12 protein-coding genes are annotated in these 12954 nt (G+C 62.4%); 5 read left to right on the forward strand and 7 right to left on the reverse strand.

Annotated features, from left to right (window positions below; genetic code table 11):
- Positions 1 to 8 precede the first annotated feature (8 nt).
- Both clpS and V6766_RS08905 read right to left on the reverse strand, forming a co-directional pair.
- On the reverse strand, positions 9 to 362 hold the full coding sequence (gene clpS, locus V6766_RS08900) for an ATP-dependent Clp protease adapter ClpS (protein WP_018063049.1): 354 nt from the start codon (positions 360 to 362) through the stop codon (positions 9 to 11).
- A gap of 316 nt (positions 363 to 678) precedes the next feature.
- On the reverse strand, positions 679 to 1641 hold the full coding sequence (locus V6766_RS08905) for an extensin-like domain-containing protein (RefSeq protein ID WP_448465581.1): 963 nt from the start codon (positions 1639 to 1641) through the stop codon (positions 679 to 681).
- Between the two features lie 271 nt (positions 1642 to 1912).
- Here V6766_RS08905 and V6766_RS08910 point away from each other — a divergent pair, with 271 nt between their 5' ends.
- The gene (locus V6766_RS08910; RefSeq protein WP_448465583.1) at positions 1913 to 2302 is read left to right on the forward strand and encodes an acyl-CoA thioesterase; all 390 of its coding nucleotides are present in this window, start codon (positions 1913 to 1915) and stop codon (positions 2300 to 2302) included.
- A 3-nt stretch (positions 2303 to 2305) separates the two neighbouring features.
- On the opposite strand, the gene V6766_RS08915 is transcribed toward V6766_RS08910, so the two are convergent.
- Positions 2306 to 2659 carry a DMT family protein gene (locus V6766_RS08915; RefSeq protein ID WP_448465585.1) on the reverse strand — a complete coding sequence of 118 codons (354 nt, stop codon included), beginning with the start codon at positions 2657 to 2659 and terminating at the stop codon, positions 2306 to 2308.
- 175 nt (positions 2660 to 2834) lie between these two features.
- Here V6766_RS08915 and uvrB point away from each other — a divergent pair, with 175 nt between their 5' ends.
- Positions 2835 to 5591, forward strand: coding sequence for an excinuclease ABC subunit UvrB (uvrB, locus tag V6766_RS08920; protein ID WP_448465587.1), 2757 nt, complete (start codon positions 2835 to 2837; stop codon positions 5589 to 5591).
- Positions 5592 to 5669: 78 nt separating this feature from the next.
- Positions 5670 to 6332 (forward strand): 2OG-Fe(II) oxygenase, encoded by a 663-nt coding sequence (locus tag V6766_RS08925; RefSeq protein WP_448465589.1) that lies wholly within the window; start codon positions 5670 to 5672, stop codon positions 6330 to 6332.
- A gap of 347 nt (positions 6333 to 6679) precedes the next feature.
- Here the strand turns inward: V6766_RS08925 and V6766_RS08930 are convergent, their stop codons facing one another.
- The 4 genes from V6766_RS08930 to miaA all read right to left on the reverse strand — a co-directional run bounded on the left by V6766_RS08930 (position 6680) and on the right by miaA (position 11516).
- Positions 6680 to 7630: a mitochondrial fission ELM1 family protein gene (locus tag V6766_RS08930; protein WP_448465591.1), complete on the reverse strand. Its 951-nt coding sequence runs from the start codon at positions 7628 to 7630 to the stop codon at positions 6680 to 6682.
- Positions 7631 to 7978: 348 nt separating this feature from the next.
- Positions 7979 to 8551 carry an acetolactate synthase small subunit gene (gene ilvN / locus V6766_RS08935; RefSeq protein ID WP_347445384.1) on the reverse strand — a complete coding sequence of 191 codons (573 nt, stop codon included), beginning with the start codon at positions 8549 to 8551 and terminating at the stop codon, positions 7979 to 7981.
- Positions 8552 to 8568: 17 nt separating this feature from the next.
- Entirely contained in the window at positions 8569 to 10341 is a 1773-nt protein-coding gene (locus V6766_RS08940; RefSeq protein WP_448465593.1) for an acetolactate synthase 3 large subunit, read from the reverse strand.
- Positions 10342 to 10610: 269 nt separating this feature from the next.
- A complete protein-coding gene (gene miaA, locus V6766_RS08945) occupies positions 10611 to 11516 on the reverse strand; it encodes a tRNA (adenosine(37)-N6)-dimethylallyltransferase MiaA (protein WP_448465595.1) in 906 nt (301 codons plus the stop codon).
- On the opposite strand from miaA, the gene serB reads away from it, so the two are divergent.
- Positions 11515 to 12402 carry a phosphoserine phosphatase SerB gene (gene serB, locus V6766_RS08950; RefSeq protein WP_448465597.1) on the forward strand — a complete coding sequence of 296 codons (888 nt, stop codon included), beginning with the start codon at positions 11515 to 11517 and terminating at the stop codon, positions 12400 to 12402. The two genes, miaA and serB, sit on opposite strands and share 2 nt — an antisense overlap.
- Complete coding sequence (locus V6766_RS08955; protein ID WP_448465599.1) at positions 12399 to 12953, forward strand: GNAT family N-acetyltransferase; 555 nt, start codon at positions 12399 to 12401, stop codon at positions 12951 to 12953. Before serB ends, V6766_RS08955 begins: the two co-directional genes overlap by 4 nt.
- The last annotated feature ends 1 nt before the right edge of the window (position 12954 follow it).

The following is a 12954-nucleotide window of genomic DNA, read 5'->3' on the forward strand; positions in this document are numbered from 1 at the left end:
TCAGTTCCTCACTTCTTTTCCATGACACATTGCAATGGATGTTGGTGCTGGCGCGCGAAATCCATCACCTGCGTGACCTTGGTTTCGGCCACTTCAAAGGTAAAGACCCCGCATTCGCCCACGCCGTTGTTGTGAACGTTGAGCATGATGCGGGTCGCCGCTTCGCGATCCTTCTGGAAGAAACGCTCCAGAATATGGATGACAAATTCCATTGGTGTGTAGTCATCATTCAACAGGAGAACCCGGTACAGGCTGGGTTTCTTTGTTTTCGGCTTGGTACGCGCGATGACCGCCGTTCCGCGGCTCGGATTGTCCCCGTTCTTGGAGGGATCGTTCTGCATCCGGATCGACATCGCGATCATTCTCACTAACTCCGTAAGTCTCTCAGGCGTGTTCACCAAGTCTTTTGTTGGTGTTCATATCTGTATCTACCGAGTCCGTTTCAAGCTCCCTTCGACTGAACCGATCTTAATGCCGATGCTCCGGGCTTGTCATTAACAAAATACCGGCTTTTAAGCATCTTATGATGGCAGGATCGCCGCCTTTGCCCGCCAGGGACGTGCGTGCGCGGCCCGTTGACGGTTCCCCAAACGAAACCGGTACGGGGTGGAAGCCGATAAATATAAAGTGAGGATAGCGCGAAGCGGAAATCGCGGCCACGCCGGTGCGGCGGGAGCCCTACTTGCAGTAGCTCCGGCCGGAATTGCGCTGCTTCAGGTCGAAATGCAGGTGGTCGTTGTGTTTGGGGTAACCCGGCCCCAGGACGGTGTTGAAATAGTCACAACCGCTGGCGCGGACCGATTTCAGCAGACCTTTCTCCCGGAATGCGAAGAAACCCTTGGGCGAAACGTCGATGGTCTTTCCGGTATTGAGCGTGAAGCCGCCGACGTCGATGGCATTGCCCTTCGAATGTTCGGACCATGTGCGGGAGTTGGTGCCGTTGTTCACGCGCCGGCAGGAATAGCCGCCCATCGTGTTCACCGATTTCAGACCGGTGAGATAGCGCACGCGCGCGGCGGGCGCGACGTCGTTCTGGACCCATTCGGCGAAGGCGAGCGCCGTCTGGCAATTGACCGTGACGCTGGGCGAAACCGCGACATTGCCCGACAGTGTTTCCAGCTCGACCGGATAGGCAATGCCGCACTGGCTGCCGTTCGCGATCGCCTCGACCTCGGAAAAGCTCACGCCCATTTCCCTGAGCGAACTGCGGCACTGACGCTCGGCCAGCGGCATTAGGCCGGGCAAGCGGCCCTTTTGCGGCGAGGCGACACCGCCGGGCTCGCTCAGCGGCAGAAGCGATGCGGTCTGGATCGGGTCGACACCGGGATCCGGCGTCGCGACATCGGATGCCGGGCTCTCGACCTTCGGCTTGGCGGGCGTCAGGGGCGCCGCGGCATTGGTTGCAACGACAGCGGCTTCCTCGTCCGTCGAGACGCCGAGATAGCTGTCGATCGGCACGCCGGCCTCGGTTTCGGTGCTGGCGATCAATTGCTCGATGGAAGGCGGCGGCGATGGCGCAGCGGCGGGTGCAGGCGTCGCGACGGCCGCGGTCTGCTGAGGTTGCGGTTTCTGCGCGGCCTCATCGCTGCGGGTGACGATCTGGGGACCCTTGTCGCTGGTATCCACCGAAAACGACGTCATCAATCCGCCGATGGAGCAACCGGTGAGCGTTGCGGCAATGGCTGCCAATGAAACCGCGCGTCGCAAGGGAAACGTCATACTGAACCGGATCTGCGTTGATACTCCGGACGCGAGTAGACCAGACAAGAGTAAACAAATGCTTTTGCGGCGCCGACGAAAAGACAACCTTGTGTTGCCGGCTGGACGGATGGCCCGAGTTGCAATTCCACCGTCGTCCAATATTGTCTGCAGTTGATCAGGGTGCAGCGCCCGCAAGTCACAGGAGAGCTTGATGAACGACGAGAAATCACCCACCGGCAACCTGACCATGCGCACGGTCGCCATGCCGGCCAATGCCAATCCGTCAGGCGATATTTTCGGCGGATGGGTGATGTCGCAGATGGACCTCGCCGCCTATGTCGCCTCCTCCGAGCGCGCCAACAACAGGACCGTCACCGCCGCGGTGAATTCGATGGCCTTCGCCCAACCGGTCAAGGTCGGCGACACGCTCTGCGTCTACACCTCGTTCGAGCGGATCGGCCGCACCTCGATGACGGTCCATGTCGAGGCCTGGGTGCATCGTCACCGCATGCCGCATCGCGAACAGGTGACCGAAGCACAGTTCGTGATGGTGGCGATGGATGAAACCGGCAGGCCGGCCGTGGTGCCGCAGGAGGCGTGATCGTCAGGCCCGGAAAATGAACGCCGCGCCGACGGCGATCAGCGCGAAGCCGATCACGTGATTGATGGTGATCGCCTCCTTCAGCCACAGCACCGAAAAGCCCGAAAACACCAGCAGCGTGATCACTTCCTGGATCGTCTTCAACTGCGCGGTCGAATAGACCGACGCGCCGATCCGGTTGGCCGGAACCGCGAGGCAGTATTCGAAAAACGCGATCCCCCATGCGGTGATGATCACCAGCAGCAACGGCGCGCTTTTGAACTTCAGATGGCCGTACCAGGCAAAGGTCATGAAAACATTCGAGCAGACCAGCATCAAAACCGGCCACAGGGCCGCGGGCGAAAGCGAAAATGGCATGAATTTTCTCCGGAACCGCTGCCAGCCCGGCAGCTTCGCGCGTTCTTAGCGCAAACCGCTGCGGACGGCATCAGGAATTTGAGCGGCGAAACTTGACCGAATCGCGGCGTAAGTTCTATTTTTGTTCTGTTGTTCCGCCCTTTTCTTTTTCAGGCTCGTTCCCCATATTCGCCTCATGGCCAGATCACCCAGGAAATCCTCCGACAAACAAGGTTTCGAAGAAGCGCCCCAGGCGCCGTTCGACGGCGAGAGCTATGAAGGCTCGATGTCGGACTGGCTCGCCGGGCTGGAGAAAGAGGCCGAAGCGGAAACCGTCGATTCACAGCGCAAGCTCGCCTCGAAGGCCGGCAAGCACCGCCGCAAGGCCGCCGAAAGCGGCGGCGCGACGGCCAGCCGTACCGCGCGCGGCGTTTCGATCGGCGGGTCCTCCGATCCCAAGACCCGCGCCGCCGCTGGCCTGAACCCGGTCGCCGGTGTCGATGTTTCGCTGGAGGAAGCCCAGAACCTCGCCAAGGGCGGCGTCACCGCGACCGTGGATGCGCTCTCAAGCCTGATCGAAAGCGGCAACCCGCTGTTCAAGGACGGCAAGATCTGGACCCCGCACCGGCCGGAACGCCCGGAAAAATCCGAGGGCGGCATTCCGATCCGCATGGTCACCGAATACAAGCCGTCCGGCGACCAGCCGACCGCCATCGCCGATCTCGTCGAAGGCCTCAAATCCGGGGATCGCAGCCAGGTGCTGCTCGGCGTCACCGGCTCGGGCAAGACCTTCACCATGGCCAAGGTGATCGAGGAAACCCAGCGCCCGGCCGTGATCCTCGCGCCCAACAAGACGCTCGCCGCCCAGCTCTATTCCGAGTTCAAGAACTTCTTTCCGGACAACGCGGTCGAATATTTCGTCTCCTATTACGATTACTATCAGCCGGAAGCCTATGTGCCGCGCTCCGACACCTATATCGAGAAGGAATCCTCGATCAACGAGCAGATCGACCGGATGCGCCACGCCGCCACCCGCGCGATCCTTGAGCGCGACGACTGCATCATCGTCGCCTCGGTCTCCTGCATATACGGTATCGGCTCGGTCGAGACCTATACCGCGATGACCTTCCAGATGTCGGTCGGCGATCAGCTTGACCAGCGGCAATTGCTCGCCGACCTTGTGGCCCAGCAATACAAGCGCCGCGACATGGATTTCCAGCGCGGCTCGTTCCGGGTGCGCGGCGACACGATCGAAATCTTCCCCGCCCACCTTGAGGACGCGGCATGGCGGATATCGATGTTCGGCGACGAGATCGACGCGATCACCGAATTCGATCCGCTCACCGGCCAGAAGACCGGAGACCTGAAATCTGTCAAGATCTACGCCAATTCGCACTATGTCACACCGCGCCCGACGCTGAACGCCGCGATCAAATCGATCAAGGAAGAGTTGAAGGCGCGCCTGCAAGAGCTTGAAAAGGCTGGACGTCTTCTTGAAGCTCAGCGCCTTGAGCAGCGCACCAAATTCGATATCGAGATGATGGAGGCCACCGGCTCCTGCCCCGGCATCGAGAACTATTCGCGCTATCTCACCGGCCGCCGCCCCGGCGAGCCGCCGCCGACGCTGTTCGAATATATCCCGGACGACGCTCTGATCTTCATCGACGAAAGCCACGTCACCGTGCCGCAGATCGGCGGCATGTATCGCGGCGACTTCCGGCGCAAGGCGACGCTGGCCGAATACGGCTTCCGCCTGCCCTCCTGCATGGACAACCGCCCGCTGCGCTTCGAGGAATGGGATGCGATGCGCCCCGACACGATCGCGGTGTCGGCCACGCCCGGCAACTGGGAGATGGAGGAAGCCGGCGGCGTGTTCGCCGAGCAGGTGATCCGCCCGACCGGGCTGATCGACCCACCGGTGGAGATCCGCTCCGCCAAGACGCAGGTCGACGATGTACTCTCCGAAATCCGGGAGGTTTCGGCGAAGGGCTATCGCACGCTGGTGACGGTGCTGACAAAGCGCATGGCCGAGGACCTGACCGAATACCTGCACGAACAGGGCATTCGCGTACGCTACATGCACTCCGACATCGACACGCTGGAGCGCATCGAGATCATCCGCGACCTACGTCTCGGCGCGTTCGACGTGCTCGTCGGCATCAACCTGCTGCGCGAGGGGCTGGACATTCCCGAATGCGGCTTCGTCGCGATCCTCGACGCCGACAAGGAAGGCTTCCTGCGCTCGGAAACGTCGCTGATCCAGACCATCGGCCGCGCGGCGCGCAATGTCGACGGCCAGGTCATTCTCTACGCCGACCAGGTCACCGGATCGATGCAGCGCGCCATGGACGAGACCAGCCGCCGCCGCGAGAAGCAGCTTGCCTATAACGAAGAACACGGCATCACCCCGGAATCGGTCAAGGCCAAGATTTCCGACATTCTCGACTCGGTCTACGAGCGCGACCATGTCCGCGCCGATATCGGCACCAAGGGCGGCAAGGGCTTTGCGGCCGACGGCCATCTGGTCGGCAACAACCTGCAGGCCCATCTCGACGCGCTCGAAAAGCAGATGCGCGATGCCGCCGCCGATCTCGACTTCGAGACTGCGGCCCGCGTGCGCGACGAGATCAAGCGCCTCAAGGCCGCCGAACTTCAGGGCATGGACGACAAGCTGGAGCGGCAGGAATCGCGGCAGGCGGAGAGCGCGCCGAAATCGGATGGCTATTTCGCCAAACCCGACCTCGACTCGATGGGGCCCGGCACGGATATGGCCAAGCCGCTGTTCCGCAAGAACGATCTCGACGAGATGACCGTCGGCCGCACGGAAAAGCCGCTTGGCAGCGACGTCAAGCCGGTCAAGCGCGGCAAGATCGGAACCGGCTCTTACGAAGACCCCGGCGAGCAGAAACGGCGCGGCCGCCGAACCGGCAAGACCGGCAAGCCGGGGAAATAGGACGGGCGGCGACAATGGTTGTGCCCGCCCGCCGATGGCGATACGATAGCGTTGATCAAACAAGCATATGGTTCAGAAATGACAGATTACGGAAACGTTCAGGAGCATGTGAAGTCGGCATTCAAGAAAGCCGATTCCAATGCTGAGCCCTATCGCCACTGGCTGCTTTCGGACATGTTTCCGACAGAGCTTCTGAAGGACATCCAGGCGCTCGATTTCCCAAAGCCGGATCTCGGCGGCGTTTCGGGCACGCGCGAGGTGCACAACAAGAGCCGGCATTATTTCGACCAGCCCAATATCGCCAAATATGATTGCTGCGCTGCCGTTGCCGCGGCATTTCAGGACCCCGCCGTCGCTTCGACGATCCAGGATACCTTCGGCACCAATATCGAGGGCTCGAGCCTGCGCATCGAATTCGCGCAGGACATGGATGGTTTCTGGCTGGAGCCGCACACCGATATCGGCGTGAAGCTGTTCACCCTGCTGATCTACCTCTCCGATGGCCCCGGCCACGAAAAACTCGGAACCGACATCTACGCCTCGAAGGACGAGCATGTCGGCCGCTCGCCGTTTGCGCCGAACTACGCGATGATCTTCGTGCCCGCCAACAATACCTGGCACGGCTTCGAGAAGCGCCCGATCGAGGGCGTGCGCAAATCGCTGATCATCAACTACGTGACGCCGGAATGGCGCGCCCGCGAACAGCTCGCCTTCCCCGACCAGCCGATCAAGGTCGCTTAGCTTAAAGGCCGCAGCCTCTCAGCCCCAATCTCCTCCCTTGAGGGGGAGATGTCGCCTATGGCTTTGTCGCATAGCCCCCCAATACTCTCTCCCGCTGGCGGGAGAGATGCCCCGAAAGGGGCAGTGAGGGTGGTGCAGTGCTTCAAGTCGTTAGAGCGCTCGTGGTGATAGACTCCCCCCTCACTGTCGCTGTCGCGACATCTCTCCCCTCCGGGGCGAGAAGATTGGGGGCTATGCGACAAAGCCACAGGCGATGGCCCTGCCCTCAAGGGGAGATTGTTCTTGCCAGCGCCGCGAATAAACAGAATCTCCCTGGCGTCGTTGCAAGCGCGGCCCTCCTCCAGCTCTCACCGCCCGCGCTTTGACAGCCCCTGGCGTATCGCTTCCGCAATCTCTTCCGTCGCATCCACCGGCACATAGTCATAAGGCTCCAACGCCCCCTCGAACGGTCGCGTCTGGCCCGCCGCATCCAGCCTGTCGATGAAACCGGCGAGTTTGGGGTTGAGCCGGTAGGGGCGCATCGGGAATACCGGTTTCCCGGTGGAAAGCGCCTCGCTCATCATGTTATGCGAATCAGCCGTCACCGCCAGCATGTCGACAGAACCGAGCATCGCGCGATAGGGGTTTTCGGTCTCGGGCGACCAAATCCAGTGTGGGAAGCCGTCGAGCCGCTTGCGCAAAGCCGCCATCACCGGCTCCGGCGTGCGGCGCGACTGAGTGACGATGATGCTGCCGACCTCAGCCTTCGCATGATCGATCTGCCGCATGAAGTTCTCCAGCGCCGCCGCCTGATCGCGCGTTCCGGAGACCGGGTTGCCGATCAGTACGCCGAGCCGCGGCGACGGCAGCCGGTCCCATTCGGCCGGCCGCGCTTTGACCGCCGCGGCAATCGCCTCCGGCGTCAGCGGGTGCGGGCCGGTGTCGGTGACCAGAACATTCTCGGCGCGAAACCGGTCGTGGCGCGGCATCCAGATCAGATCGGCGGCCGATTTGCCGATTCTCGGGTCCTTCAGGAAAACGGTGAATGTCCGGCCGCCCGAAGCGGCCTTCACGGCCTTGAGATAAGGCACCATGCGCCGGCCGCTCGCAATCGCGACATCGGGAAACGGCGGCGCGATCGGGCTGCCCGGCCTGCCGGGGCGGTGTTTCGGCGGCACGGGCCCGCGCGGCATCAGCCACTCCCACGGCTTGCCCGGCGCGATCACCTTCTCCTCGGCCTCCTCGCCGAGCCGCGACACCACGCCCAGGCACTGCACCCGATCTCCGATCTTGCCGTCCGTGAGTATCCAGATATGCAATGGAAAAGGCCTTTCCCGTGAACAGCGATACATCGCTTGTGCCGCGTTGCGCCATGGGCGTCAACAGCGGAAGGTCCCGGACAGAGTTTGGAAAACGGGGGAACGGAGCTAGCTTTGCCTTGCCGCAAAGCCCCCCAATCTTCTCGCCCCGGAGGGGAGAGATGTCGCGAAAGCGACAGTGAGGGGGGAGAGTGTCACCACGAACACCCTCACGATTTGAAATGCTGCGCCACCCTCACTGCCCCTCTCGGGGCATCTCTCCCGCCAGCGGGAGAGAGTAAGGGGAGAAACCCGTGAGGCCATCGGGAATCGCCGGTGAAACGCCCGTCGATTCCGCATTCAGGCCGCCTACATCCCCTCGGGGCCGCGATTCATGGAGGCCGGGCCGGTGCGGCAGATTTCGACGAGACCGAGCGGCTTCATGATGGCGATGAACTGATCGACCTTCGACACCTTGCCGGTGATCTCGAACAGGAAATGCTCGACCGTCGCGTCGACCACCTTGGCCTCGAAGGCATCGGCGAGCCGAAGCGCTTCCTGGCGCTGCTCGCCATCGCCGACGACCTTGACCAGCGCGACCTCGCGTTCGACCGGCGGGGCCTGGCCCAGTTCGCGGGCGCGCACCGACAGGTCGACGACCTTGTGAACCGGAACCATGCGATCGAGCTGCGCCTTGATCTGCTCCAGCACGTCGGGCGTGCCCTTGGTGACGATGGTGATGCGCGACAGATGCGCCTCGTGCTCGGTCTCCGAAACGGTGAGACTTTCAATATTGTAGCCGCGGCCGGAGAAAAGGCCGATGACCCGGGCGAGAACGCCCGGCTCGTTGGCGACAACGACAGAAAGCGTGTGGCGTTCGGGCGCTGCGGTCTGGCTCGAAATGAAATAGGCCGAACCGGTGGGCTGTAGTTTCGCGTTCATTGTCTGACCTCTTTCACTTAAACGAGCTGACGGCCCTTGGCGTCGATGGCGGTGGCGACGGCCTCGTCATTGGCCTCGTCCGGCAACAGCATGTCGTTATGCGCCCTGCCCGACGGGATCATCGGGAAGCAGTTGGCGAGATTGGCGACGCGGCAATCAAAGATCACCGGTTTCGGGCTGTCGATCATCCGCTGGATCGCCTCGTCGAGATCATCCGGATTGTCGCAGTAAATGCCCTCAGCGCCATAGGCTTCCGCCAGCTTGACGAAATCGGGCATCGCCTCGGTATAGGAGTGCGACAGGCGGTTGCCGTGGAGCAACTGCTGCCACTGGCGGACCATGCCCATATACTGGTTGTTCAGGATGAAGATCTTGATCGGCGCATTGTGCTGGATCGCCGCGGCCATTTCCTGAATGCACATCTGGATCGAGGCATCGCCCGCGACGTCGATGACCAGCGCTTCCGGATGGGCGATCTGGACGCCCAGCGCCGCCGGCAGGCCATAGCCCATCGTGCCGAGCCCGCCCGATGTCATCCACCGCTTCGGTTCCTCGAAGTGGATGAACTGCGCGGCCCACATCTGATGCTGACCGACCTCGGTGGTGATATAGGCATCGCGATCCTTGATCGCCGCGTTCAGCCGCTCCAGCGCGTATTGCGGCATGATCACGTCCTTGTTCGGCGTATAGGCGAAGCAGTCGCGCCCGCGCCAGCGGTCGATATTGCGCCACCAGTCATCGAGCGACGGCTTTTCCGCCGGCAGCGCCCGCCACAGGCGAACCATGTCCTCCAGAACATGAGCAACATCACCGAGGATCGGGATATCGACGCGGATGTTCTTGTTGATCGAGGACGGGTCGATATCGATATGGATCTTCTTCGAATTCGGCGAGAAGGCATCAACCCGGCCGGTAATCCGGTCATCGAAGCGCGCGCCGATACAGACCATGACGTCGCAGTCATGCATCGCCATATTGGCCTCGTATGAGCCGTGCATGCCCAGCATGCCCAGCCAGTTCTTGCCCGATGCCGGATAGGCGCCGAGCCCCATCAGCGTCGAGGTGATCGGGAAATCGGTCAGTTCGACCAGTTCGCGCAGCAGGCGCGAGGCCTCGTCGCCGGAGTTGATGACGCCGCCGCCGGTGTAGAGAACCGGGCGCTTGGCATGGGCCATCAGCTCGACCGCCGCCTGGATCGCCTCGGCATTGCCCTGGACCTTGGGCTGGTAGCTTTCGCGGATCATGTGCTCGGCAAGCGGCGTGTAGCGGCCGGTGGCGAACTGGATATCCTTCGGGACATCGACGACGACCGGGCCCGGCCGGCCGGTCTGGGCGATGCGAAAGGCTTCATGTATGACATCGGCCAGTTCGTTTACGTCCTTGACCAGCCAGTTATATTTTGTGCATGGCCGGGTGATACCGACGGTATCGCATTCCTGGAACGCGTCGGAGCCGATCAGTGCAGTCGGAACCTGGCCGGAAATGCAGACCAGCGGAATGGAATCCATCAGCGCATCCTGCAGCGGCGTTACCGCATTGGTGGCGCCTGGACCGGAAGTGACGAGCAGGACGCCGACCTTGCCGGTGGAACGGGCATAGCCTTCGGCAGCATGGCCGGCACCCTGTTCGTGGCGGACAAGCACATGCTCGATTTCGTCCTGCTGAAAGATTTCGTCATAGATCGGCAGCACCGCGCCGCCGGGGTATCCGAAAATGTGTTCGACCCCGTTTTCCTTCAACGCCTGCAAAACGATCTCGGCGCCTGTCATCATGTTGTCCGCTGCGGTCATCTCATTTTTTCCGTTTGATGGTCCTGGGTTTCCTCGGGCATAAAAAAAGGCCCCTTCGAGGAGCCTGTTGTCGCGCATGGGTGGCTGCTGCCGGATGGTTACACCATCCTGCCCATGCGCGATCCCACCACAATAAGAAGTTCTTTCTTAGCCATGCTTGGCCTGATAGCCCGACTTTCCGGCCGCGTCAACGCGCAACTGCAAGAAAAATGCCGTGAAGCCCGACCACGCGCAATAAAATTAGCCGGCCTGGGTGGGCATCCCTCGCCCTAACCCTTTGCCGGATCGAGCCTTTTCCACTCCGACCCCATCTGGTTGCGAAACCAGGTCATCTGCCGCTTGGCATATTGCCGCGTGGCAGCGCTCGCCTTTTCGATCACCTCGGCCCGGGTCATGTACCCGGAAAGCATGGCCGCGATCTCCTTGACGCCGATGGCGCGCATCACTGGCGCGGCGGGATCGAGACTGAGCGCCAGCAGCGCCTCGACCTCCTCGACCGCGCCGGCCTCTAGCATCGTCTCGAAGCGGCGGTTGATGCGGTCATGGAGAACAGGCCTTTCCGGTAACACCACGATCTTGTCCGCGCGCGCCGCATCGATCAGCGGCGGCGGGTTCTCGGCCTGAAAATCGGCAATGGACCGGCCGCTCGCCTCGAACACCTCGAGCGCGCGCACGATCCGCTGGCCATCGGAAGGCTGGAGCCTCGCCGCCATAGCGGGATCGCGTTCGGCAAGTTGCGCATGGAGGGCAACAGCCCCCTGCTCGGCGAGCGCCTGCCGCCATCGCGCGCGGATTTCGGCGGGAACCTCGGGCATTGCAGCCAGACCTTCCGTCAGCGCCTTGAAATAGAGCCCTGTGCCGCCGACGATCACCGGCACCCGCCCCTCGTCTTCAAGCCGCCCGAGCAACACTTCCATATCGCGCAGCCATGCGCCGGTGGAATAATCGCCGCCGGCCGGGACATGGCCGTAAAGATGATGCGGTATGCCCTGCATATCCTCGGCGGATGGCCGCGCCGTCAGCACGCGCAGGGTGTCGTAGACCTGCATGCTGTCGGCGTTGATCACCACGCCGCCAGCCGCTTCAGCCCGCGCGATCGCATAAGCGGACTTGCCGCTCGCCGTCGGCCCCGTTATCAGAACGGCACGCCAATGTTCACCTGAGGAATTCGCCATGGCTCTCGTTGCCACGCTTGTCGCCAATCCGTCAAACCCTGTCGTCACCGAGGACCTCGTTTCCCGGCTTTCCGGCGCCGTGCGGACGGAAAGGACGAACTGGCTGGCATCCGGCATCGCGGCGGATCTCATGCTATCTGAAAGCGCGGATGGAGCGGCGGCGGAGAGCGCGCTCAGAGCGGCAATCGGCGACCTCCCGGTCGACGTGGTGGTGCAGGATGCCGCGACGCGTCGCAAGAAGGCGCTGCTGGCGGATATGGATTCCACCATGATCGGCCAGGAATGCATTGACGAGCTGGCCGCCGAAGTCGGCCTCAAGGACAAGGTCGCCGCCATTACCGCGCGCGCCATGAACGGCGAGATCGAGTTCGAGCCGGCCGTGCGCGAGCGGGTGGCGCTGCTGAAGGGGCTTTCGATCGGCATCGTCGACGAGATCATCGAAAAGCGCATCACGCTGACGCCGGGCAGCATGGAACTGATCGCGACGATGAAGGCCAATGGCGGCTATGCGGCGCTGGTCTCCGGCGGCTTTACCGTGTTCACCAGCCGGATCGCGGCAATGCTGGGCTTTGATGAAAACCGCGCCAATATTCTGCTGGAAGACGGCGGAAAGCTCACCGGCCACGTCGCCGATCCCATCCTCGGCCGCGAGGCCAAGGTCGAGGCGCTGCATGATGTCGCGGCGAAGCGCGGCATCACCGTGGCCGATGTCATGGCCGTTGGCGACGGCGCCAACGATCTCGGCATGATCAAGCTCGCCGGCAGCGGCGTCGCGCTCCATGCCAAGCCGAAGGTTGCCGCCGAAGCCTCGATCCGCATCGACCATGGCGATCTGACGGCGCTTCTCTACATCCAAGGGTATCGGCAGGAGGACTTCGCGCCATGAAGCTCGCTGAAACCGAACGCCTGATCATCCGCAACTGGGAAGACCGCGACCGCGACCTGTTCCACGAGATCAATTCCGACGACACGGTGATGGCGTTCTTCCCGATGCGGCGCAGCAGGACGGAGAGCGACGAACTCTTCGACATGATCCGCGCGATGATCGCCGATACCGGCTATGGTTTTCCGGCGGTTGAACTGAAGGAAAACGGAGAGACGATCGGCTTCACGGGGCTGAACAAGGTCTACAGCGCCGAGATCAAACCCGAAGGCACGCCCGAGATCGGGTGGCGGATGACGACGGTCCATTGGGGCAAGGGTTATGCGACAGAAGCCGCCCGAGCGATGATCGCGCTCGCCTTCGATGAACGCGGCCACGACCAGCTTGTCTCCTTCGCCGTCGCCGACAATCGCCGCTCGACAGCGGTCATGGAACGGCTCGGCATGCAGCGGGACCTTACAGGCGATTTCGACCACCCCTCTATCCCGGACAGCCACCCCCATCTCAAACGCCACGTGCTCTACCGCCTCCACAAGGCGGACTGGCAGGGCTGAG

The sequence above is a fragment of the Martelella sp. AMO21009 genome (genome assembly GCF_053484295.1).